Annotated in this window: 18 protein-coding genes; 8 read left to right on the top strand and 10 right to left on the bottom strand. The window is 53.6% G+C overall.

All coding sequences use genetic code 11. From position 1 onward, the window contains the following. Window positions 1-8: 8 nt before the first annotated feature. A complete protein-coding gene (locus tag QNN86_RS09910; protein ID WP_414211020.1) occupies window positions 9-2,069 on the top strand; it encodes an AsmA family protein in 2,061 nt (686 codons plus the stop codon). 84 nt (window positions 2,070-2,153) lie between these two features. Here QNN86_RS09910 and QNN86_RS09905 read toward each other — a convergent pair whose 3' ends face one another. From QNN86_RS09905 to QNN86_RS09895, 3 genes are all read right to left on the bottom strand, one after another. Continuing rightward, window positions 2,154-3,476 carry an MFS transporter gene (locus QNN86_RS09905; protein WP_181618338.1) on the bottom strand — a complete coding sequence of 441 codons (1,323 nt, stop codon included), beginning with the start codon at window positions 3,474-3,476 and terminating at the stop codon, window positions 2,154-2,156. Between the two features lie 333 nt (window positions 3,477-3,809). After that, complete coding sequence (gene yhjD / locus QNN86_RS09900; protein ID WP_182270766.1) at window positions 3,810-4,838, bottom strand: inner membrane protein YhjD; 1,029 nt, start codon at window positions 4,836-4,838, stop codon at window positions 3,810-3,812. 47 nt (window positions 4,839-4,885) lie between these two features. After that, window positions 4,886-5,785, bottom strand: a complete 900-nt coding sequence (locus QNN86_RS09895) for a LysR family transcriptional regulator (RefSeq protein WP_096759177.1) — start codon at window positions 5,783-5,785, stop codon at window positions 4,886-4,888. A 119-nt stretch (window positions 5,786-5,904) separates the two neighbouring features. Between QNN86_RS09895 and QNN86_RS09890 the strand changes: the two genes are divergently transcribed. Both QNN86_RS09890 and QNN86_RS09885 read left to right on the top strand, forming a co-directional pair. Further along, complete coding sequence (locus QNN86_RS09890) at window positions 5,905-6,663, top strand: SDR family NAD(P)-dependent oxidoreductase (protein ID WP_414211019.1); 759 nt, start codon at window positions 5,905-5,907, stop codon at window positions 6,661-6,663. Window positions 6,664-7,029: 366 nt separating this feature from the next. Next, a complete protein-coding gene (locus QNN86_RS09885) occupies window positions 7,030-7,632 on the top strand; it encodes a helix-turn-helix transcriptional regulator (protein WP_181618340.1) in 603 nt (200 codons plus the stop codon). 18 nt (window positions 7,633-7,650) lie between these two features. Here QNN86_RS09885 and QNN86_RS09880 read toward each other — a convergent pair whose 3' ends face one another. After that, window positions 7,651-8,001 (bottom strand): glycoside hydrolase family protein, encoded by a 351-nt coding sequence (locus QNN86_RS09880; RefSeq protein ID WP_096759180.1) that lies wholly within the window; start codon window positions 7,999-8,001, stop codon window positions 7,651-7,653. An 86-nt stretch (window positions 8,002-8,087) separates the two neighbouring features. Further along, window positions 8,088-8,627, bottom strand: coding sequence for a GNAT family N-acetyltransferase (locus tag QNN86_RS09875; protein WP_096759499.1), 540 nt, complete (start codon window positions 8,625-8,627; stop codon window positions 8,088-8,090). A gap of 178 nt (window positions 8,628-8,805) precedes the next feature. Between QNN86_RS09875 and QNN86_RS09870 the strand changes: the two genes are divergently transcribed. Further along, complete coding sequence (locus tag QNN86_RS09870) at window positions 8,806-10,395, top strand: STY4199 family HEPN domain-containing protein (protein ID WP_414211018.1); 1,590 nt, start codon at window positions 8,806-8,808, stop codon at window positions 10,393-10,395. Between the two features lie 30 nt (window positions 10,396-10,425). Here the strand turns inward: QNN86_RS09870 and QNN86_RS09865 are convergent, their stop codons facing one another. Further along, the gene (locus tag QNN86_RS09865; protein WP_181218563.1) at window positions 10,426-12,075 is read right to left on the bottom strand and encodes an alpha,alpha-trehalase; all 1,650 of its coding nucleotides are present in this window, start codon (window positions 12,073-12,075) and stop codon (window positions 10,426-10,428) included. A 429-nt stretch (window positions 12,076-12,504) separates the two neighbouring features. Between QNN86_RS09865 and QNN86_RS09860 the strand changes: the two genes are divergently transcribed. Continuing rightward, the gene (locus tag QNN86_RS09860; RefSeq protein ID WP_181618342.1) at window positions 12,505-13,899 is read left to right on the top strand and encodes a cytochrome-c peroxidase; all 1,395 of its coding nucleotides are present in this window, start codon (window positions 12,505-12,507) and stop codon (window positions 13,897-13,899) included. Window positions 13,900-13,999: 100 nt separating this feature from the next. Here QNN86_RS09860 and gorA read toward each other — a convergent pair whose 3' ends face one another. Further along, window positions 14,000-15,352: a glutathione-disulfide reductase gene (gene gorA / locus QNN86_RS09855; protein WP_181618343.1), complete on the bottom strand. Its 1,353-nt coding sequence runs from the start codon at window positions 15,350-15,352 to the stop codon at window positions 14,000-14,002. Window positions 15,353-15,456: 104 nt separating this feature from the next. Continuing rightward, the gene (locus QNN86_RS09850; protein WP_096759184.1) at window positions 15,457-16,299 is read right to left on the bottom strand and encodes a 23S rRNA (adenine(2030)-N(6))-methyltransferase RlmJ; all 843 of its coding nucleotides are present in this window, start codon (window positions 16,297-16,299) and stop codon (window positions 15,457-15,459) included. Between the two features lie 214 nt (window positions 16,300-16,513). On the opposite strand from QNN86_RS09850, the gene prlC reads away from it, so the two are divergent. Together prlC and rsmJ are read left to right on the top strand one after the other, a co-directional pair. Next, entirely contained in the window at window positions 16,514-18,556 is a 2,043-nt protein-coding gene (prlC, locus tag QNN86_RS09845) for an oligopeptidase A (RefSeq protein WP_414211017.1), read from the top strand. An 8-nt stretch (window positions 18,557-18,564) separates the two neighbouring features. Further along, window positions 18,565-19,314, top strand: a complete 750-nt coding sequence (gene rsmJ / locus QNN86_RS09840; protein ID WP_181618345.1) for a 16S rRNA (guanine(1516)-N(2))-methyltransferase RsmJ — start codon at window positions 18,565-18,567, stop codon at window positions 19,312-19,314. A gap of 107 nt (window positions 19,315-19,421) precedes the next feature. Here the strand turns inward: rsmJ and QNN86_RS09835 are convergent, their stop codons facing one another. Continuing rightward, window positions 19,422-20,621: an FAD-dependent oxidoreductase gene (locus QNN86_RS09835; RefSeq protein ID WP_182270772.1), complete on the bottom strand. Its 1,200-nt coding sequence runs from the start codon at window positions 20,619-20,621 to the stop codon at window positions 19,422-19,424. 230 nt (window positions 20,622-20,851) lie between these two features. On the opposite strand from QNN86_RS09835, the gene QNN86_RS09830 reads away from it, so the two are divergent. Beyond that, a complete protein-coding gene (locus tag QNN86_RS09830) occupies window positions 20,852-21,355 on the top strand; it encodes an RrF2 family transcriptional regulator (protein WP_115257233.1) in 504 nt (167 codons plus the stop codon). A gap of 87 nt (window positions 21,356-21,442) precedes the next feature. Here QNN86_RS09830 and dtpB read toward each other — a convergent pair whose 3' ends face one another. Continuing rightward, window positions 21,443-22,915, bottom strand: coding sequence for a dipeptide/tripeptide permease DtpB (gene dtpB, locus QNN86_RS09825; protein ID WP_414211015.1), 1,473 nt, complete (start codon window positions 22,913-22,915; stop codon window positions 21,443-21,445). Window positions 22,916-23,164 lie beyond the last annotated feature (249 nt).

The following is a 23,164-nucleotide window of genomic DNA, read 5'->3' as shown; positions in this document are numbered from 1 at the left end:
GGTAAAAGATGACGAAAGCAGGCAAAATAACCACAGCAGTAACTGGGGTTTTCTTGTTGTTGATCGTCGTACTCATCATCGTGATTGCGACATTTGACTGGAACCGGCTCAAACCGACCATCAACCAGAAAGTCTCTACTGAGCTCAACCGACCGTTCGCGATACGCGGTGATTTGGGCGTGGTCTGGGAACGCCAGAAGCAGGAAACCGGCTGGCGAAGCTGGGTTCCGTGGCCGCACATTCATGCGGAGGATATTATCCTCGGCAACCCGCCGGATATCCCTGACATCACCATGGTGCATCTCCCGCGCGTTGAAGCCACACTCGCGCCGCTGGCGTTGCTGACCAAAACGGTCTGGCTACCGTGGATTAAGCTGGAGCAGCCGGATGCGCGGCTTATTCGCCTGTCGGAGAAAAACAACAACTGGACCTTTACCCTCGCGGGGAGTGAAAACCCCGATCCCAACACCCCGCCTTCAGCCTGGTCATTTCGACTCGATAATATTTTGTTCGATCAAGGACGTATCGCCATCAACGATAAGATCACCCAATCGGAGATTGAGATCGTCGTTGATCCGCTGGGCAAGCCGTTGCCCTTTAGCGAAGTGACGGGAGCGAAAAGCTCAGAAAAGCGTGCCAACGTTGGCGATTACGTTTTCGGCCTGAAGGCACAAGGGCGGTATCGCGGTGAACCGCTAACCGGCAGTGGAAAAATCGGTGGGATGCTGGCGTTACGCGGCGAAGGAACACCGTTCCCGGTGCAGGCTGATTTCCGTTCAGCTAATACGCGGGTGGCCTTTGTCGGTGCGGTAAGTGACCCGATGAATATGGGCGGTGTCGATCTTCAGTTGAAATTCTCCGGTGATTCGCTTGGGGATTTGTACGATTTGACCGGCATTCTGCTGCCGGATACTCCTCCCTTTGAAACTGACGGGCGGCTGGTGGCCAAGATAGGCAGCGAGAAATCGGCCGTATTTAGTTATCGCGACTTTAATGGCCGCATCGGCGACAGCGATATTCACGGCACGCTTGCTTACACCACCGGCCAGCCACGCCCGAAACTGGAAGGCGACGTTGAGTCGCGCCAGCTGCGGCTGGCGGATTTAGGGCCGCTGATTGGCGTGGATTCCGGAAAAGGTGCACAACGCGCCAAACAATCTGAACAGCGTAAAGGCGAAAAGAGCGTTCAGCCCGCGGATAAAGTCTTGCCGTACGACCGTTTCGAAACCGATAAATGGAACGTGATGGATGCTGATGTGCGCTTCAAGGGACGGCGTATTGAGCATGGCAGCAGCCTGCCGGTAAGCGATCTCTCCGCCCATATCATCCTGAACAATGCCGACCTGCAACTGCAGCCGCTGAAATTTGGTCTGGCGGGAGGCAGCATCGTCTCTCGCATTCATCTGGAAGGGGATAAAAAGCCGATGCAGGGCCGGGCGACTATTCAGGCGCGTAGTCTGAAGCTGAAAGAGCTGATGCCGGATGTAGAACTGATGCAGAAAACGCTCGGTGAAATGAACGGTGACGCCGAATTTCGCGGGAGCGGGAATTCGGTGGCTGCGCTGCTCGGAAACAGTAATGGTAACCTGAAGTTGTTGATGAACGACGGGTTGATCAGTCGAAACCTGATGGAAATAGTGGGGCTGAATCTGGGCAACTATATCGTCGGACAGATATTTGGTGATGACGAAGTGCGAGTGAACTGTGCGGCGGCGAATCTGGATATCGTCAATGGCGTTGCGCGCCCGCAAATTTTTGCTTTTGATACCGAAAATGCGGTCATCAATGTTACCGGAACAGCGAGTTTTGCCTCTGAACAGCTGGATTTAACCGTCGATCCGGAGAGTAAAGGCATTCGTATTATTACGCTGCGTTCACCGTTGTATGTGCGCGGAACATTCAAAAATCCGCAGGCCGGAGTGAAAGCAGGGCCGTTGATTGCGCGTGGGGCCGTCGCCGCGGCACTGGCAACGCTCGTCACACCGGCTGCCGCCCTGCTGGCACTGATCTCACCGTCAGAAGGTGAGGCTAATCAGTGCCGGACGATTTTGTCGCAAATGAAGAAGTGATGTCTGGCCGGATGTTTACCCGGCCTGGATTTCATACTCAACGTAGGCCGGATAAGGTGGTTACACTGCCATCCGGCAAAAGAATCACAGTGACTGATGACGCGTCTCGTGGGTTAACAGCAGCGCGATCAGCGTTAATGCTGCCATCGAGGCCAGATAAATCCCGACGGCCGGCAAACCATAGTTACCTTGCAACCATGCCGCGATGTAGGGGGCCACGGACGCGCCGAGAATCGATGAAACGTTATACGAGAACGACGCACCCGTGTAGCGCACCTCGGTCGGGAACAGCTCCGGCAGTAGCGCGCCCATCGGGCCGAATGTCAGCCCCATCAGGCTCAGCCCCAGCAGCAGGAAGACAAAGACCAGCGCCGGATTGCCAGACCCCAGTAGCGGTTTAAAGGCGAACAGGGCGAACAGAATGATAAGCGTGGTGATGATGAGCATGCTCTTGCGACGACCAAACGCGTCGGCCAGCAGTCCGGCAACCGGGACCATCACGCCAAAGCCAATCACCGCCATCATCAGCATCCACAGGACTTCATTGCGCGGTAAACCAAGGCCCACAGGGGCGGCGGCGGTACTGAAGGTCATTGAGTAAACGGTCATGATATAGAACAGCGTATAGGTCGCCAGCATGATAAACGTGCCAAGGATCGTGACGCGAACATGTTTTGTCAGCAGGGTTCCCAGCGGGATCTTGACCTGCTTTTTCGCTGCCGCGACTTTGGCGAACACCGGGGATTCATGCAGTGAGACGCGAACGTACAGACCGATAATCACCAGTACCGCAGAGGCTATAAACGGTACACGCCAGCCCCAGCTCATAAACTGCTCATCGGTCAGCAGCCAGGAGAGCAGTAGAAACGTGCCGTTGGCAAAGAAGAAGCCGATCGGTGCGCCCAACTGCGGGAAGGACCCATAGAGCGCCCGCTTGCGCGGTGGGGCATTTTCTGTGGCCAGCAATGCAGCACCGCCCCATTCACCGCCAAGACCCAATCCCTGACCAAAACGCGCCAGTGCCAGCAGAATCGGGGCGAAAATCCCAATCGACGCATAACCCGGCAACAAGCCGATAATCACCGTCGAGATCCCCATGGTCAGCAGCGAAGCAACCAGCGTGACCTTACGCCCGACGCGGTCGCCGAAATGTCCGAACACCGCCGAGCCGATCGGCCGCGCCACAAAGGCGATAGCAAAGGTGGCGAGAGACTGCAGCGTAGCCGCCGCCGGGTCGCCCTGCGGGAAGAAGATATGGGGGAAAACGATCACCGCAGCGGTCGCGTAAATATAGAAGTCGAAGAACTCAATGGCAGTGCCGATGAGTGAGGCGACGACGACTTTATTGCGCGAATTGACCGGGGTGTGTTCCTGTTCGTTGTCGAGCGTTGTGGCGGTTGCTTGCATAATATTTTCTTATTTTTTGTCGAACGAACGGTCATATTACGCACAGCAAAAGAGACATTTCAATCTGTAACAAACGTTGCGCTTGGTCAAAAATTGGGCAAAAAGGGGATAATGTTTAGGCCTAAGATTTCGCTTCTATGAAATGCTTCACATAATTTAAAACTTGGATGATAAAACTAGTTTTTGGTTAAATAAAAGTTACGGGTTGGATTTATTCACTGAATCAGTGAGAGCGGGCGGCATTATAATTGCCGGATGGCGCTACGCTTATCCGGCCTACAAAACTCACCAGTAGGGCAGATAAGCGTAGCGCCATCCGGCAGTTAACGAAGATTAGCGGTGTGTTTTCCCCGGCATCCGCGGGTCGTCTTTGTATTCCGCGGTGGCTATCCAGGCGGCGCAGAACAGGGTCAAACGGGCGAAGAAGTAGAAGAAAGCCATTAGACCTAATACCGAGCCAAACGCCGCGCCTGATGGGGATTGCACCAGCGACGGCAGCGTGTAAGTCATAATAATTTTGATTGCTTCAAAGCCAAAGGCCGCAATAAAGGTACCGCGAATGAGCGCCTTCTTACGTGGGCGATGACGCGGGAGTCGCCAGAAAATCCAGAAGAACAATAGATAGTTGGCGAAAATAGATATCGCCAGGCCAATCAGTCGCCAGGCGGGTTTCAGCCAGTCAATACCATCGAGGTACAGGGCCGAGATTATCATCTGCTGGGCGGAACCGGCGATGGAGGTAATTGACAGGGTGACAATCAGCGCAATCAGTAATCCAATCAGCGAGACAAAATCGCGTAGATATTTGACCCAGATTTTCTCCTGATCCTGCGGCGTGCGTTCCCAGACATCACGCGACTGGGCGCGAATGGCCTCGCGCAGGTTTCCCATCCAGTTAACCCCGGAGTAAAGGGCGATGCCCAGCCCGACCAGCCCGACGGTGGTACGTTGCTGAACGGCGGTATTGATGGTGTTTTTCAGCGTGGATGCCAGCGTCGGATCGCTGACGTTGGCCAGGATTTTACTGAAGATATCCTGCAATAACGTGGGATGCGACGCGAGAATAAAACCGGCGGCAGCGAACGATACCATCAGGATAGGGATCATCGACAGGAACGAGAAATAGGTGATTGCCGCGCCAAACTGGTTTCCCATTCGGTCATTAAAACGTTCTGCGGCGCGGATAAGGTGGGCGATCATGGGCTGGCGTTGAACGCGTTCCGCCAGAGTCAGGGCTGTTTTCAGCGCCTGATGGGTCTTATTGTTGGTTTCTGTCTGGTCACGCTCTGGTGTGTCAATGTTGGCGATCGGCGCGTGCTCAAGTTCCTGAATGGGGCGTTTTACATCTTTTTCCTGCGTCATCAGGGCGGTAGTCCTTATTCTGTGCATTCACAGGACAGTATAGCGCGTCAGTCCACATAGTCTTTCATTACGCCGGTCAGCCATTCCATAAACAGGTGGACCCGGCGGGAGAGATTACGGCGATGTGGATACAGCAGAGAAACCGGCATCGGTTCGGCGCGATACTGCGGTAAGACTTCAACCAGCGTACCGGCGCGCAATGCCTCACGTACACCCACGCGTGGGACCTGAATGATGCCCAACCCGGCAAGACAGGCCGCATGATAGGTTTCGGTACTGTTCACCGTCAGCATGCCGCCGGTTTTTATCCAGCGGGGCCCGTTGTCGGTCGCTATTTCAAAGCCCTGAGAACGGGTACCCAGATTTACCGCGTAATGCACCACCGCATGCGAGGCCAAATCGTCCAGACTTTCGGGATAACCAAAACGGGCCAGATACTGTGGGCTGGCGCAGTTAATCTGCGTCAATTTCCCCAGCGGGCGGGCAATCAGCCCTGAATCTTTCAGCGCACCCACGCGCACCACGCAGTCGAAACCCTCACGGATTAAATCCACCAGACGGTCGCTGCTGCTGAGTTCTAGCTCAAGTCCCGGATACTGATGCAAAAAGGCTGGCAGGCGGGGCATCACCAGATTTCTGGCCACGCCAACCGGCATATCGACCCGTAGTTTACCGCTGATGCTGGTGGGGTCGTGATGAAAAAGTCCGTCCAGCTCATCCAGATTGCTCAACAGATCTTTCGCACGTTCGTAATAGATCATCCCGTCCTGGGTCAGTTGAACGCGGCGGGTGGTGCGATGCAGCAGTTGCGTCCCCAGATGATTTTCCAGCGCCTGGATCTGGCGCGATACGCTACCTTTAGGAAGCCCGAGGGTGTCAGCTGCGCGCGAAAAGCTCTCCAGTTCCGCGACGCGGAGGAACAACTGCATTGCGTGAATTTTATCCATTCCCATGCCCTATTGTTGTTCTGAATGAAACAGTAATGCGCAACTGGCGATATTTATTGTTTTTCTAACACCTAATAAGCTCAATCTCAATATTCACTACAGCAAAAATGGGGTTTCTTATGACGCAACGTATCGCATTGGTGACCGGCGGCGGTCGTGGATTGGGGAAAAACGCGGCGCTGAAGCTGGCGAACAGAGGAATTGGTATTATCCTGACGTGGAACAGCAACGAAAAAGAAGCTCAGCAGGTTGTGGATGAAATTCGGCAATCTGGCGGGAAAGCTGCCACATTGCCATTGAATGTCGGTGATATTTCAACATTCCCGCTGTTTATTGAGCAGATGCAGGAGACGCTGCAAACTCAGTGGCAATGTACGAGATTTGATTATTTATTGAACAACGCCGGGATCGGCATAACTGCGCCGTATTCTGCCTTCACCGAAGCGCAGTTTGACCAGCTTTTGAACATCCAGTTTAAAGGGCCTTTTTTCCTGACACAGAGCCTGTTGCCGCTGATAAACCAAGGGGGCAGGATCCTCAATGTGTCGACCGGGCTGTCGCGTTTTGCCCTGCCAGGCTACAGCGCCTATGCCGCCATGAAAGGCGCGATGGAAGTGCTGACCCGCTACCAGGCAAAAGAGTTGGGGGAGCGCGGTATTACGGCGAACATTATTGCGCCTGGGGCAATTGAAACCGATTTTGGCGGCGGGAACGTGCGGGACAATGCGCAGCTGAATGCGTATATTGCCTCGCAAACCGCATTGGGGCGTGTCGGGCTGCCGGATGATATTGGTGATGCCATCGCTGCGTTGCTTAGTGATGACCTGGCGTGGATGACCGCGCAGCGCATTGAGGTCTCTGGCGGGATGTTCCTGTAACCCCGTCACGTGCTTATTCGGTCACTGACTCTGATTAAATAAGCACTTCATGCTACATTATTTTTTGTAACATATTTCCCTGATATGCCATGTTCCTTATTTTTGGTGAAAAACATAGACTCTGATTAATTAATATTACTTGGCGAGAGGTGTGCGCTAATAATAAGGAATTCCTTAATTAAGAGTCTTTTTATGACCTCTTTATGTAATCCTTTTGTTTGAGCTGTAACTATTCATAACTTCTGCTTCTCTCTTCTTCTTTCATCGGTAGAATGGCCCCTGCCAAATGGTGAGTTCTTATTTTACCCCATGGGTAATACCCTTCCGCGTGTTAAGGCCAGTATCTTATTCAGACGGAGAGAAATAATGCAGGTAATAATGTTTGACAGGCAGTCAATATTTATTCATGGAATGAATGTCAGTTTACAAGAAAATCTTCCAGGAGTGGATGTTCAGGGTGTCAGTCAGGCAGATGACCTTTGGCAAAAGCTGGAAGATAATCCCAATGCGTTGGTTATGCTTGATGGCGATCTTGGCAGTGAGTTTTGCCGTGAACTGCTCCAACAACTCGCTCAACGCTATGCGACGGTAAAAGTACTGATCACCGCCACAGATTGCCGTAAAAATTGGCTGCAGGAGGTGACACAGTTAAACGTGCTGGCCATTGTGCCGCGCGACGCTGACGCAGAAACATTCGCGCTGGCGCTCAATAGCGTGGCAATGGGCATGATGTTTTATCCCAGAGATTGCTTAATGCCAACTGCGTGCGGTAGCCAAAATATAAAAGCACTAAGTTCGCGTCAGCGCGAGATCTTGACCATGCTGGCTGCAGGGGAGTCCAATAAACAAATTGGTCGCCTGTTAAATATCAGCACCGGGACGGTAAAAGCGCATCTGGAGTCGCTTTATCAGCGTCTGGAGGTAAAAAACCGTACCCAGGCGGCGATGATGTTAAACGAAGTACATTAATCAACGCTTATTTCACAGTCAGATTGTCTCTGGCTGTGAAATATGAGCGGGCCACATTTCTGATGCGCAAAACCGGGTTATCCCCACGCTAAACATCCACGCAATTAATGCTTCCAGCTGAAACATATCGTTCAGTTGCGGCAGTTTCGCCTGGATTAATTCCTCGCAGGCGTAGAGATCCATGAGCAGCAGCGTTTCTGCCTGTGCTACTGAAATTTGGCTCGTGAAGGTTTCACCTACGGTGATTTCATGCCCGTAGCCAATGACCCAGACCCCGCGTTCATCCTGATATTTTTCCAGCGACAATCCCTGTCCTTGTTTAATAAAGGCGATACAGGCGGGCGTAAAATGTGATGAATGGCGGTACATACTGATTTCTCTGCAAAGAGAGCCATTCTAGAGAAAACCTTCCGTTACGGTACCTGCCATACAGCCCGTTTTTTCAGTAAGACGCCTTATGACGCTCGGAGCGGATATTCGTGCTTTAACAGGCCGAAAATCCAGTCATCGTGCCAGGTTTGATGCAGCCAATAGCTTTCGCGCAGTGTACCTTCGAGAATAAATCCCGTCTTTTCCAGCAGACGTCGAGACGCATAATTGCCGGCGGTGACGCAGGCCGTCATACGGTGTAGCCCGCCGGTTGTAAACGCGAAATCACACACGGCATGCAAAGACTCAGCGCCATAGCCTTTACCTTGCGCTTCGGGTGCGAGCAGAAACCCCACTTCGGCACACTCATTATTTTCGTGAACATATCCAGTGACGCCGAGCGGCGATCCCGAGTCGTTATCGCACATGACCAGGCATAGCCAGTGTGGGCTTCCGGGAGACCATTCGGCTAAGCGCGAGTCGAATATTGCCCGTACGTCTTGTTCAGAGCGCGCATCGGAGACATAGTGCATTACGCCAGAATCCTGCTGTAATGCTAAGAAAAAATCCCAATCAGACGCCGTCAGCGGGCGGCAGGTCAGCCGTGGTGTTTTTAATACGGGCACAGGCTTATCTCCTGGATAATTTTCAATGATTACGAGGTCATCACTGTAAAACATATTTATTTGTTATATGAATGTATTTCAGTTTACACCGGCACGTTGTTACACGGCGTCGCGTTTATAAAAAGAGCAATAAAGACCATGGTGAGGCCGTACCGTTGCGGCACTTTTAGGGACGATGATGACCAATAGCGCATTACCGGCGACATGTACGCCATTTGAACACTGTTTGGGGATCATCCGTCAGGCATCGGTGGAAATCCTGTTGTTGTTAGGTGTGCATGTTGCAGAGGGAAAAGACCCGCGCTGGTTTCTGGAACAGCTCGACCAGGCTCGCCTGAATCTGGGTGGCTGGGGAGTGGTAGCCAGACGATTGCAGATGAACGATGCGCAATTAAGCCAGTTCACCCTGCGGTTACGCCATCTTCAGCAAAACGTTCCCCAGTATGAAAGTGGTCAGGATGTCAGTGAAAACCAGCTCATTTCTGCGCTGCGCTTTGTTGCCGCCCTGGAGCAGTTGCGCCAGCTTCAGCCGATCCTGCACTATCAAACCGATATTGAAGCCGGGAGTCCCGAGGCGCAGATGCAGGCGCAGAGCCAGCTTCGTGCGATAGAGTTAACCCTCAAAGCCCTTGTCGCACGGGTATGGCCGGACCAGCATCCGCTCAACAGCTTCCTGAAACAGCACTTCGGTGCCGACCGGCTGCGCCGCTGGCTTAAGCTGGGTGAGGGGCGTGATGCGTTGGACGGCATGTTGTTTAGCGAGCTGGCGCTAATGGTGGTCGATAAGAAACTGTTCGTGCGCCACTTTACCCAGATTTTTAATGACACTTCGGTACTCACGCTGTTTGTCGAACCGCGCTTAACGCTGCGCATGTTCCTTGATGATTGCCGGATAGCACGTAATAGCATCATTGCTTCGCAGCCGCTGACCTCGGTACAGCTGATGTTGTTAAAGTATCAGTACCGACAAATTACCCACCCCGTGCAGCGGGCGTTTGAAGAACGTCGTGTCCGCATTAATCCCGCATCGTATCTGGAATCCGATGAAGGTCTCGTTCGCCAGTTCTGGGAAACGGCAAAGCAAAAGGCTGAACAGACCGGGGATGATAAACAAGAAATTGCTGACAGCATTGACCCACCGGAAAAGCGAACGCAGCGTACGGCTGAAGAGCGTGAGCAGCTGATTTCCAACATGCTGTGGGTCGCCGTTGGCGCGATGGTGCTGGCAATATCGCTGGGCGCATTCTGGTTATTTAGCTCGCCTGCGCCGCTGGTGACCGCCGGTCAATCGGTTGAAATCATACAAGAGGAACCGCGACGTGATGCACCTTCCGCACGGGAAGCCGTGACCCGCATGGGCATTTCGTGGGATGCGTTTACCATGCGGGCGGCTATCGATCGCAATGATACCCGTATTACGTCATTGTTTTTACAAGGCGGGATGGACTGGAAGCTGGCGTGGACGGAGCAGGCGTTCTCTGCGGGCAATACTGCTGTGCTGAAGCTGTTGTTGCGCTATCCCTCGCAGATGGATGAAACCCAGCCCTGTCAGCAGTTTATGAGTACGCTAAGTCATGCGATGTCGAACGGCGCATCGCTGACGTCGCTGCATAAAAGCTATCTGCAAAGTTTTTGTGCTAAACCGGACGTTGTCACGCGCCAGCGGTATGACGCCGAGCAAGCCGAACGACGTGCTCGCGCGGAGCCAAACGCCGAAAACAAGAAATGGCAGAAAATTCATACCGCGCTGTATGACGCCATTAACTGACAGCCTGATGAGCTACGTCTTGTCAGACCGTTACGGCTCGCCGTAGAGACCGATTAATCGGCGCACGACGCCGTTGGTCCAGCCAAAGCCATCCTGCAACGGGTACTCGCCGCCGCCGCCTTCACGGGGCGTGCCGTCGGCGATATGGTACTTCTCGATAAGCTTATGGTGCTCCTGATAAAAAAGGTTAACCGTTTTCAACCAGTTGCGGGCAATCTCATCGCCCAGGTGGTCGTCACCGTACAGCTTGAAGCCCTGAATCGCCATCCACTGCAGCGGTGCCCAGCCGTTGGGTTTATCCCACTGTTCACCGGTTTCGTATTCCGTCGCCATAATACCCCCGGGGGTTAACAGGCGGCTGCGTACGGCATTAGCGAGGCGGTCGGCTTGTGCATGGGTCGCCATACCGACATACAGCGGCACGATACTGGCGGCGGAGAAGAGGGCCATCTCTTCGCGTCGCCAGTCATAATCCCGATAACAGCCGTTTTCATCATCCCACAGATAGTGGTCCACGGCGGCGCGGCGGTTGGTGGCTTTCTGGCGAAACAGAGCCTCGGTTTCGCGATCGCCTTTCAGGGCCGAAATGTTTGCAATGGTGCTTTCCAGTTTGTACAGGAAGGCGTTGAGATCAATGGGGATGAACTGGGTGGTGCGGATGCTGGCAAGGCGGCCCGCATCGCGTAGCCAGCGTGAGGAGTAATCCCAGCCGGAAGCCGCACCGGCACGCAAATCCCGGTATACCTCATTAGGCGGCCGGCCAGAATGCTTGGCCGTTTCGACGTCTTCGATCCACGATTCATCGCGCGGGGTATCACGATCGTCCCAATAACGGTTGAGCAGAGAACCATCTGGCATTCTGATGACATGACGGTACGCCTGGTTTAACGCCAGGGAATCTGCGCCATCCATCCAGAACGCGTATTCCATTTTGAGATGATCCAGATAACGCCGCGCGCCGCGCACACCATCTTCTTCAAACAGTTCCACCATCAGTGCAAACACCGGCGGCTGAGAGCGACTCAGGTAGTAGGTCCGATTACCGTTCGGGATATGGCCATAGTTTTCAATCATCCAGGCAAAGTTATCCGCCATACATTTCAGCAGGTCCCCCCGTCCGCTCTCCGCCAGACCCAGCATGGTGAAGTAGGAATCCCAGTAGTAGGTTTCGCTAAAACGTCCGCCTGGCACAATATATGACTGCGGCAGTGCCAGCAGCGAGGACCAGGGAATGTGATCCTGCGGTTCGCGTGTCAGCACTGGCCACAGCTGGTCAATATGCTCTTTCAGCGAGTCCTGCGGGTTGGAAACGTACTCACTCGACGGGGTCTCGGGAAGCCAGAAATGGTTCTCAACAAAGCGTTGCAGGTCAAAGTCCCGGTGCCGCTTAACCTTGCGATAGCGGATTAGAATATCCAGCGGGTCCATTTTGGGCGCGCAGTCGGGGAAGGTTTTGCTGTCGGCAAACAGCTTTGACGACTGAACGTGTTCGAACAGTTCGAGGTAACGATCGGCGGGCGTTAACGCATCGGAGGCAGGTAGCCCTTCAATCATCTCCGGCTCAGGCTCTGCCTCAATCATTTCATCCAGCTTTAACTCGCACGGATCCATTTCATAAAGCAGATCGAGGTCGATCGTCAGTTCTTCTGAAGGGGCGTGGGGTAGTTTCTGGTTGAGCATAATGAGAAAGACCTCCGGTAAAGAGATGTTGAAAGGAACGGCTATTGCCCGGCTGTCTGTTAAGCGTAGACATTCGCTTCGGTGTCGGGTGAGTAAAGCGTGCGGTTGATCACGTTCTTATGTTTTTTAATATTTAAAAAATAAAACTATCTTAATGATAATAATGAAGAATTACTGGTCTTGTGCGATCTGTATATTTTCCATTTTCAGAACATTCGATTGCAACGAGGTGTGAACAGAACCCGCTAACGTCCGATCCCTGTAATAGGTGCAGGCTATTCTAATGATAGTTCTGGCCCATGTAATTGATTGATACTTATCAAAATAATACTCCCCTTATTTTCTATGATGGTCAAGTCTGACAAAGACTGCGCATTAATTATTTCAATTTTCTGGGTCACAATAACTCACAACGCTGAGGGTAAAATAATGAAAATCATTACCCGTCTTACCGCGATTGCCATAACAGGCATCGTAATTTGTTATTTTGGATTATCCGGTTATGTGTGGTATCACGATAATCAACGTAGCAAACAGCCTGATGTTCAGGCCTCTACGCTGGAAGCCAATAATAAGGTATTAGGATTTTTACGCGAAAAGGGATGTGATTATTGTCATACGCCTTCAGCTGAATTGCCTTTCTATTCTTCCTTTCCCGTCGCTAAACAATTGATGAATTATGATATTCAATTAGGATACAAATCATTCAATCTTGAAGCTGTTCGTGCCGCGCTGGTTGCGGATAAACCCGTTTCGCAAAGTGATTTGAATAAAATTGAATGGGTGATGCAGTATGACACCATGCCACCAACGCGTTATACCGCGCTGCACTGGGCCGGTAAGGTCAGCGATGCTGAGCGAGAAGACATTCTTGGCTGGGTAGCCAAACAACGTGAGCAGTACTACGCCAGCCGTGATACCGCCACGCAGCATCGCAATGAGCCTGTACAGCCAATACCGGAAAGTATTCCGACTGATGCCCGCAAAGTGGCGCTGGGCTTTACGCTGTATCATGACCCGCGCATTTCTGGCGACAGCACGATCTCCTGTGCGCACTGCCACGCCTTAAACGCAGGCGGTGTGGATGGCAGGAAAACGTCAATCGGTGTCGGTGGCGCCGTTGGACCAATTAATGCACCGACGGTGTTTAACTCGGTCTTTAACGTGGAACAATTCTGGGATGGTCGTGCACCAACATTGCAGGCGCAGGCGGGTGGTCCACCGTTAAACCCGATTGAAATGGCGTCGAAATCCTGGGATGAAATTATCCAGAAGTTAGATAAAGACCCGGTGCTGAAGCAAGAATTTATCACCGTTTATCCTCAGGGATTCAGCGGGGACAATATTACCGATGCGATTGCTGAGTTTGAGAAAACGCTAATTACGCCAAATGCACCGTTTGATAAATGGCTGCGGGGTGATGAAAGCGCGTTAACGGCTCAGCAAAAACATGGCTATCAATTATTTAAGGAAAATAAATGTGCCACCTGCCATGGCGGTATTATTTTAGGCGGGCGTTCATTTGAACCCTTAGGCTTGAAAAAGGACTTTAATTTTGGTGAGGTCACTGCCGTAGATATTGGTCGAATGAACGTCACTAATGAATTACGAGATAAGCTGCGCCAGAAAGTCCCTGGATTACGCAACGTTGCACTGACTGCACCTTATTTCCACCGGGGAGATGTGCCAACCCTCGACGGCGCGGTAAAACTGATGCTGCGTTATCAGGTAGGCAAAGAACTGCCGCAAAAAGATATCGATGATATCGTGGCGTTCCTTGAAAGCCTCAACGGGATCTATACGCCGTATATGCAGGATAAGTGATTAATACAATGCCGAAGGGTGACTGATGCTTTATCTGGCCTACATATTACGGTGTTTGTAGGCCGGATAAGGCATCAGCCGCCATCCGGCATTTATAGTATTAACGCATAGTGACAAATTCTTCCGACGCGGTCGGGTGAATAGCGACAGTGTTGTCGAAGTCTTTCTTGGTCGCGCCCATTTTCAGTGCCACGGCAAAGCCCTGCAGCATTTCGTCCATGCCAAAGCCGATGCCGTGAATACCGACAATCTTCTCTTCCGGACCGACGCACACCAGCTTCATACGGCACGGCTGACGGTGTGTGGTGACAGCGGTATACATCGCGGTAAACGACGATTTATACACTTTCACCTGGTCATCGCCGTGCTGCTCGCGCGCCTGTTGCTCGGTTAAGCCGACGGTGCCAATTGGCGGATGGCTGAAGACCACGGTCGGGATGTTGCTGTAGTCCAGATGTTCGTCCGGCTTGTTGTTAAACAGACGTTCGGACAGGCGACGACCCGCGGCAACGGCAACCGGCGTTAATTCAACGGCACCGGTGTTATCGCCCACGGCATAAATCCCTGCAACGTTAGTGTTCTGGAATTTATCAACGATGATGTAGCCTTTTTCGTTGGTTTTCACGCCAGTAACCGCCAGGTTAAAGTTATCGGTTGCCGGTTCACGGCCAATCGCCCAGATCAGGCAATCCACGGTCTGGCTGCGACCGTCTTCCAGCTCCAGGGTCAGGCTGCCATCTGCATTTTTAACCACCGCTTTTGGAATCGCGTGTGTATGCAGGGTCGGGCCTTCGGCATTCATCACCTCAACCAGCGTGTCGACGATCATCGGGTCAAAGCTGCGCAGCGGCGCGTGTTTACGCACGAACAGATGTGTTTCTGCGCCCAGGCCGTTAATCACGCCAGCCAGTTCAACGGCGATGTAGCCTGCACCAACTACCGCAACGCGCTTCGGCAGGGCTGGCAGTTCAAAGAAACCGTCGGAATCAATACCGTATTCCACGCCTGGAATGTTCGGGTGGCTCGGGCGGCCGCCGGTAGCAATCAAAATATGATCGGCGGTGATGGTTTCACCGTTTACTTCAATGGTCTTGGCATCAACGAAGCGGGCAAAACCTTTGATCACATCGACATTATTTTTACCCAGTACGTTGTCGTACGAGGTGTGAATGCGGTCGATATAGGCGGTACGGGTGGCAATCAGCTTGTCCCAGTCGAATTTATTGATGGTGGTATCGAAGCCGTAGTCCGGGCCGTACATATGGATCGCTTCACGAACCTGTGCGGCATGCCACATCACTTTCTTCGGTACACAGCCAACGTTGACGCAGGTACCGCCCAGTTCTTTGGCCTCAATCAACGCGCATTTCTGACCGTACATGGCCGCGCGGTTAATGGAGGCGATACCGCCGCTGCCGCCGCCGATAGCGATGTAATCATAGTGTTTGGTCATGACCGCTCCTTCATGTTCATTGTAGGGCGGAGAAGCGTTATGCCTTCCGCCAAAATATTCGCGATTGTATACCTGAAATCAAAAGGTTCCACCGATGGCTGCGATTACTCCGGTACGATCCAGCTTACCGAGGTATGCCCGGTTCCCGCCGGAACCAGTTTGCGGTGCAGCCACGGCAGCACGTTGTTCATTTGCTGTTCCAGCTTCCACGGTGGGTTAACCACAATCATGCCGGACGCCGTCATGCCGCGTTGATCGCTGTCCGGACGAACCGCCAGCTCAATTTGCAGGATGCGGCGAATGCCGGTCGCTTCCAGCTCTTTGGTCATGCGTTTGATTTGTTGGCGCAGGACTACCGGATACCACAGGGCATAGGTGCCGGTTGCGAAACGCTTATAGCCTTCGTGGATACCGGCCACTACCGCCTGGTAGTCGGTTTTAATTTCGTACGGCGGATCGATGAGGATCAGCCCGCGACGGGAGACGGGTGGTAATTTCGATTTCAACTGCTGATAGCCGTCGGCTTTTGCCACGCGCGCGCGCTCATCTTTCTGGAATTCGGAGCGCAGCAGCGGAAAATCGCTCGGGTGCAGTTCGGTTAGCTGCAGACTGTCCTGCGCGCGCAGCAGCTGGCGGGCAATCAGCGGAGAGCCTGGGTAGTAGCGCAGTTGACCGCTACGGTTGAAATGGTTCACCACGCTGATGTACGGCTCGAGTTCTGCCGGCAGGTCGTCCTGCTGCCAGATGCGGGCGATGCCTTCCAGATACTCACCGGTACGTTCAGCACGTTCACTGCTCAGCTGATAACGGCCCGCACCGGCGTGGGTGTCCAGATAGAGAAACGGTTTATCTTTCTCTTTGAGCGACTCGATGATCAGGCTCTGAACCGTGTGTTTAAGGACGTCGGCGTGGTTGCCAGCGTGAAAGCTGTGGCGATAACTGAGCATGGGTAAACGTGTTCCAGGTTGTAAACGTAGGCCCGATAAGCTGCGTACCATCGGGCGAAAATAGAGCGTATCGCCACAGTATACAGAAAAGTCGTCACTGCCGCGAAAGCGCAACGCCTGGCATTGAAATCCTCTACACTTAACCCCATTCTACAAATAATATGCACAGCGCCGGATGCGCGCTTCATTCACTCTTTTCTACAGGACTGCGCTAATGACCAATCCATTGCTGACTCCCTTCGAACTGCCGCCGTTTTCCAAAATTCAGCCGGAGCATGTTGTACCCGCCGTCACTAAGGCGCTGAACGACTGCCGCGAAAACGTCGAGCGCGTGGTTGCGCAGGGGGCGCCATATACCTGGGAAAATCTTTGCCAGCGGCTGGCGGAAGTGGACGATGTCCTGGGGCGTATCTTCTCTCCGGTCAGCCATCTGAACTCGGTGAAAAACAGCCCGGAACTGCGCGAAGCCTACGAACAAACGCTGCCGCTGCTGTCTGAGTACAGCACCTGGGTTGGGCAACATGAAGGCCTGTACCAGGCGTACCGCGATCTGCGTGAAGGTGACCATTACGCCACTCTGAATACCGCGCAGAAAAAAGCCGTCGATAACGCCCTGCGTGACTTTGAGCTTTCTGGTATCGGCCTGCCGAAAGAAAAACAGCAGCGCTACGGTGAAATCGCGACCCGCCTGTCTGAACTTGGCAACCTGTACAGCAACAACGTGCTCGACGCCACCATGGGCTGGACCAAACTGATCACCGACGAATCTGAGCTGGCTGGCATGCCGGAAAGTGCGCTGGCGGCAGCAAAAGCCCAGGCCGAAGCCAAAGAGCAGGAAGGTTATCTGCTGACGCTGGATATCCCGAGCTATCTGCCGGTGATGACCTACTGCGACAACCAGGCATTGCGTGAAGAAATGTACCGCGCCTACTCCACCCGTGCGTCCGATCAGGGGCCCAATGCGGGCAAATGGGACAACAGCCCGGTGATGGAAGAGATCCTCGCGCTGCGCCACGAGCTGGCTCAATTGCTGGGCTTTGAAAGCTATGCCTTTAAATCTCTCGCCACTAAAATGGCCGAGAATCCGCAGCAGGTGCTCGACTTCCTGACCGATCTGGCAAAACGTGCCCGTCCGCAGGGTGAAAAAGAGCTGGCCCAGCTGCGCGCCTTCGCCAAAGCAGAGTTTGGCGTTGATGAGCTGCAGCCGTGGGATATCGCCTACTACAGCGAGAAACAGAAACAGCACCTGTACAGTATCAGCGACGAGCAGTTGCGCCCGTACTTCCCGGAAAACAAAGCCGTAAACGGTCTGTTCGAAGTGGTTAAGCGTATTTATGGCATCACTGCCAAAGAGCGTACCGATGTTGACGTCTGGCACCCGGAAGCGCGTTTCTTTGAGCTGTATGACGAACACAACGAACTGCGCGGCAGCTTCTATCTGGATCTTTATGCGCGTGAAAACAAACGCGGTGGCGCATGGATGGACGACTGCGTCGGGCAGATGCGTAAAACCGACGGCACGCTGCAAAAACCGGTCGCGTACCTGACCTGCAACTTTAACCGTCCGGTCAGCGGCAAGCCGGCGCTGTTTACCCACGATGAAGTGATTACCCTGTTCCACGAGTTCGGTCACGGCCTGCATCATATGCTGACCCGCATCGAAACGGCCGGTGTTTCCGGTATCAACGGTGTGCCGTGGGATGCTGTCGAACTGCCAAGCCAGTTTATGGAAAACTGGTGCTGGGAGCCGGAAGCGCTGGCGTTTATCTCCGGTCACTATGAAACCGGTGAGCCGCTGCCTAAAGAACTGCTGGATAAAATGCTGGCGGCGAAAAACTACCAGGCGGCGCTGTTCATCCTGCGTCAGCTGGAGTTCGGTCTGTTCGACTTCCGTCTGCACACTGAGTTTAACCCGCAGCAAGGGGCGAAAATTCTCGACACCCTGGCGGAGATTAAAAAGCAGGTTGCCGTGGTGCCGGGCCCAACATGGGGTCGCTTCCCGCACGCTTTCAGCCATATTTTTGCCGGCGGTTATGCGGCGGGATATTACAGCTACCTGTGGGCTGATGTGCTGGCGGCGGACGCCTTCTCCCGCTTTGAAGATGAAGGGATTTTCAACCGTGAAACTGGCCAGTCGTTCCTCGATAACATCCTGACCCGCGGGGGTTCCGAAGAGCCTATGGAGCTGTTCAAACGCTTCCGTGGCCGTGAACCGCAGCTGGATGCGATGCTGGACCATTACGGCATCAAGGGCTGAAAACTGGCGTGAAAATTTGTTTACTGGATGAAACGGGCGCCGGAGACGGCGCCTTATCTGTTCTGGCTGCCCGCTGGGGACTGGAACACGATGAAGACAATCTGATGGCGCTGGTGATGACACCGGCGCATCTGGAACTGCGCAAGCGCGATGAGCCGAAGCTTGGCGGCATCTTCGTTGATTTTGTTGGCGGGGCGATGGCCCATCGGCGTAAATTTGGCGGCGGTCGCGGTGAAGCGGTGGCGAAAGCCGTTGGCGTGAAAGGCGATTATCTGCCGGACGTGGTGGACGCGACGGCCGGGTTGGGACGCGATGCGTTCGTGCTGGCCTCCGTGGGCTGTCGCGTACGGATGCTGGAACGTAACCCGGTAGTGGCGGCGTTGCTCGACGATGGCCTGGCGCGCGGCTATGCCGATGCGGAAATTGGCACGTGGTTGCAGGCGCGTTTGCAGTTAATTCATGCATCCAGCCTGACGGCGCTCACCGATATCACCCCGCGCCCGCAGGTGGTGTACCTCGACCCGATGTTCCCGCATAAGCAGAAAAGCGCGCTGGTGAAGAAGGAGATGCGCGTGTTTCAGTCGCTGGTAGGGCCGGATCTGGACGCTGATGGCCTGCTGGAGCCTGCGCGCCAGTTAGCCACCAAACGTGTGGTGGTGAAGCGGCCGGACTACGCGCCGCCGCTGGCGGATGTCGCCACACCGAACGCGGTGGTGACCAAAGGACATCGGTTTGATATCTACGCCGGAACACCGTAGGCCGGATAAGACGCGTCGCGTCGCCATCCGGCAGCGCCGTCGATAAATGCCCGATGGTGGATTGTTTGTAGGCCGGATAAGGCGCTAGCCGCATCCGGCAATATCAATTACACAAACGGTGCCAGCGGATCGGCAATCTCAAAGGCGACCGCACGGTCGGCTTTCGGCGGATAAATCAACTCGCTGACGATTGACCGCTTCAGTTTCTTCGCCTCTGCGCGCGTCAGTTTCACCTGCTGATCCCAGCCTTCGCTATACACTGCACCCCATGCCCCCAGATCCAGACAGGTGACGTAGTTTTCCTGGCGGTACGGCAGTGGCGCCACATCCAGCAGGCTGGCGGCAGCGTTGTTCCCGGCAAATTTGCCCAACAGAATGGCGTGCTGGCAGGTCATTAAGGCGTGATTGCCTTTGTCATCGGTGGCGGCGTAGGCCACATCACCCGTTGCGTAGATATCCTCATGCCCTACAACCTGCAGATGGGGATTCACATGCAGGCGGCCCTGACGATCGCGCGGGGCGTCGATCTGTGCTGTTAAGCCGTTTGCCTGCACGCCGACCGTCCAGATAACGGTTTGTGATGCAATCGTCTGCCCGTCTTTCAGCGTCACGCCGGACGCATCCACGCTTTCGACTTCTGCATTGACCCGCCATTCCACACCCAGTTCAGCGGAGGCTTCGGCGATCACATCGCGCAGCTCCTGGCTCCAGCGTGCACCCGGTTGCGGGCCGCGTTCAACTACGACTACTCTGGTCTTAGCATCAGCACCGAGAATGTCGCGCAGGCGACCCGGTAATTCCAGCGCCATTTCGATCCCGGTAAAGCCGCCGCCGCAGACCACCACGGTATTGCGCGCCTCGCTTTCTGGTCTGTGCGCGAGATCTTTCAGATGCTGCTCCAGTACGGTTGCGCTTTCCAGCTGATCGAGGTCGAAGGCGTGCTGCGCAGCGCCGGCAACCCTATTGCGATTAACTTCACTGCCGCTGGCCAGAATCAGCCGGTCGTAGCTGTGGAGGTGTTTCTGGCCCGTCGCGTCCGTCCAGCTCACTTCTTTGGACTGTGGAAGCAGCTGCGTTACCGTGCCGCGCAGGAAGTTCACGCCGGTGACATCAAACAGTGGCTGCAGCGGCGCAACCAGCGTCTGGACATCATTCTCATAAAAACGCGGGCGCACGCGCAGCTCTGGCTGTGGCGCAATAACGGTAATATCAATGGGCTGCTGGTTTTTATCCGCCAGTCGTGCGGCGCTTAATGCTGCCCACATACCGGCAAATCCGGCGCCGACGATCAGAATTTTTTTACGCATTGGCGTTTCTCACTGGTGACGATGAATTATTTACTCGGATTTTATTTGTCGTAGTTAAAGATTGCAATGTAATTTCATATAACCATGCTTGCTTATGCGTCATTTTGTGGATATCTATATGATATATAATTAATTATTATTTTAATTAACGAAGGCATATTTTTCACTTCTGGAATATATAAGCCGAAAAAGCTACAATAACTCAGATTAATTTTGGCTGAGATAAGAGCATGGCATTCTACAGTTCCGGGGTTGAGTACGGCATCCATAGCCTGATGTGTATGGTTGATAGTAAGGGTGACGCGCGGGATATGAGCGTACGGGAAATTGCTGAGCTGCAAAGCGTGCCGTATGACTATCTGGCGAAAATATTCACCCGTCTGTCGAAGGCCGGACTGGTGCGTAGCAGTGAAGGAAAGGGCGGTGGTTTTCAGCTCGCGAGACCCGCCGAGCACATCACGGTGCTGGACGTGGTCAACGCCATTGACGGTGACAAGCGCATCTTCGAATGCCGTGAAATCCGCCAGCGCTTAGCGGTTTTTGAGGAACATCCGCCGGAGTGGGCCTGCGAAGGAATTTGCGGCGTGCGCTCAGTGATGGACATGGCGCAGCAGCGTATGGAAGAGGCGCTCGGTCAGCACACAATCCTGGATTTGGCGCGTAAGATGTACCGCAAAGCACCGGATACGTTTGTCGTTGAAGTGCAGGACTGGATCGATGCCCGTAAAGGATAGCGCGTGAAAATGCCCGATAGCGCAAGGCGTATCGGGCATTATGAATGTAGGCCGGATAAGGCGTTAGCCACCATCCGGCACTGAAGATTATTGCTCGGTATTTGGCGTATTAATCATCCGGTTCAGCCAGGGCACCATAATCGTCATCACTACCGTGACGGCCAGCGTGACCAGACCGATTTTACTAAAGACGTTGGTATAGATAGGCAGCGTCTGTAGCGGGTCGGTGATGTTTTCCGGTACGGCGGTGAAGGTTGCCACGTAGCCACCCATCAGAAACGCTGCAGCCTGGGTCAGGAACCACATCCCCAGAATAAAGCCCATCAGATGCTGCGGCACCAGCGCGGCGACCATGGCCAGCCCCAGGGCGCTAATCAGCAACTCACCCAGACTCTGGAACAGATATACCAGCACAATGAACCACGGCGAGGTCAGCCCCTGCGCATCGGCAAACCACATACCGGCGGCGGCAGCGGTCAGGAAACCCAGCGAGCACAGGAACATACCGAGCGTGAACTTCATCGGCATGGTCAGGTCTTTGCCTTTGTTGCCCAGACGGGTATAAATCACTGCCAGTACCGGGCTGGCAAGCACCACCCAGAACGGGTTCAATGCCTGGAAGCTCACCGGGTTGATGGCGAAACCGAGAATTTCATGGTGCACGTTATTGATGGCAAAGAAGTTCAGTGATGTCGGCATCTGCGCGTACAGCACGTAGAACACCACTGCTTCCAGCATCAGGATAAAGGCCACAAACATCTTATTGCGCCCGGTTTTATCCAGTTTGAATGCCTGACGGAAGAAGATGATGGTGACGATAATCGACAGGACGATCAGCACCAGGTTGGCAACTTTCACGTTGTGCATCAACCAGGCACACACGAATATCATCACCACGGTACCGGCCAGTACACACAGCAGATTGCGGAATACCAGCGGTTTATGGTCCGGCTCAGAACCGATGTCCTTCACCATCCCACGGCAGGCAAAATAGACCAGCAGTGCAACGATAAGTCCCGCGCCACACAGGTTGTAAGTCACCGCATAGCCAAACTTATCGGCAATCACCGGCGCCAGCGACAGTGATAGCAGGGAACCGATGTTAATCGACATATAAAACAGGGTGAAGGCGCCGTCCAGTCGGGCGTCTTTTGGCGGATAGCATTTTGACAGCAAGCTTGCCGGGTTAGCTTTAAACAGCCCGTTACCCACGGCGATGGTACCCAGCGCGATAAAAATCAGGTCGGGTTTCAGCAGCGACATTCCGGTCATGAAATAGCCAATGGCTAACACGATAGCGCCGAGAACCAGCGTGCGCTTGGTGCCCAACAGGTGGTCGCCAACGTAGCCGCCAATGGAGATCAGGCCGTACACCAGCGCAGCGAACGCACCGAAGGTGATAAACGCCTGTTCCTGAGAGAAGCCGAGTTGTTTGACAAAAAATACCGCCAGGATGCCCTGAACGCCGTAATAGCCAAATCGTTCCCATAATTCTACAAAAAAGATCATGAAGAACGGACGAGGTTGCTGCAGCAAGCCCGTAGGTGCTCGTGTATTCATATTCCTTCGCCTTTCAAAGCCATCCCGAAAAGTATGAACGCGTAATCTAAAACGCGCCGAAAAAGTCTTATTTTGTTATAGACTGCGGAAATTAGCCGCGCGGGTAGAGTATTATAGAGATAGTTTTCGATCCAATTAGTTGATCACACTAATTATGATTTATTTGTTGGATTGATGTACTGAGGTGTAATGATTTGTATGAAAGGCACAAAAACAAAAACGCCCGCACAGGCGGGCGCTTACAGGCTT

Source organism: Citrobacter sp. C348, from assembly GCF_047467975.1.
Taxonomy (GTDB): domain Bacteria; phylum Pseudomonadota; class Gammaproteobacteria; order Enterobacterales; family Enterobacteriaceae; genus Citrobacter; species Citrobacter gillenii.
The sequence above is the reverse complement of the archived record's forward strand: the minus strand, read 5'-3'. Positions and strand labels throughout refer to the sequence as shown.

Bases quoted from the DNA above. Each gene is read 5' to 3' on its own strand.
- QNN86_RS09910 (WP_414211020.1), top strand. From the start codon at position 9: ATGACGAAAGCAGGCAAAATAACCACAGCAGTAACTGGGGTTTTCTTG.
- QNN86_RS09905 (WP_181618338.1), bottom strand. From the start codon at position 3,476: ATGCAAGCAACCGCCACAACGCTCGACAACGAACAGGAACACACCCCG.
- yhjD (WP_182270766.1), bottom strand. From the start codon at position 4,838: ATGACGCAGGAAAAAGATGTAAAACGCCCCATTCAGGAACTTGAGCAC.
- QNN86_RS09895 (WP_096759177.1), bottom strand. From the start codon at position 5,785: ATGGATAAAATTCACGCAATGCAGTTGTTCCTCCGCGTCGCGGAACTG.
- QNN86_RS09890 (WP_414211019.1), top strand. From the start codon at position 5,905: ATGACGCAACGTATCGCATTGGTGACCGGCGGCGGTCGTGGATTGGGG.
- QNN86_RS09885 (WP_181618340.1), top strand. From the start codon at position 7,030: ATGCAGGTAATAATGTTTGACAGGCAGTCAATATTTATTCATGGAATG.
- QNN86_RS09880 (WP_096759180.1), bottom strand. From the start codon at position 8,001: ATGTACCGCCATTCATCACATTTTACGCCCGCCTGTATCGCCTTTATT.
- QNN86_RS09870 (WP_414211018.1), top strand. From the start codon at position 8,806: ATGACCAATAGCGCATTACCGGCGACATGTACGCCATTTGAACACTGT.
- QNN86_RS09865 (WP_181218563.1), bottom strand. From the start codon at position 12,075: ATGCTCAACCAGAAACTACCCCACGCCCCTTCAGAAGAACTGACGATC.
- QNN86_RS09860 (WP_181618342.1), top strand. From the start codon at position 12,505: ATGAAAATCATTACCCGTCTTACCGCGATTGCCATAACAGGCATCGTA.
- gorA (WP_181618343.1), bottom strand. From the start codon at position 15,352: ATGACCAAACACTATGATTACATCGCTATCGGCGGCGGCAGCGGCGGT.
- QNN86_RS09850 (WP_096759184.1), bottom strand. From the start codon at position 16,299: ATGCTCAGTTATCGCCACAGCTTTCACGCTGGCAACCACGCCGACGTC.
- prlC (WP_414211017.1), top strand. From the start codon at position 16,514: ATGACCAATCCATTGCTGACTCCCTTCGAACTGCCGCCGTTTTCCAAA.
- QNN86_RS09835 (WP_182270772.1), bottom strand. From the start codon at position 20,621: ATGCGTAAAAAAATTCTGATCGTCGGCGCCGGATTTGCCGGTATGTGG.
- QNN86_RS09830 (WP_115257233.1), top strand. From the start codon at position 20,852: ATGGCATTCTACAGTTCCGGGGTTGAGTACGGCATCCATAGCCTGATG.
- dtpB (WP_414211015.1), bottom strand. From the start codon at position 22,915: ATGAATACACGAGCACCTACGGGCTTGCTGCAGCAACCTCGTCCGTTC.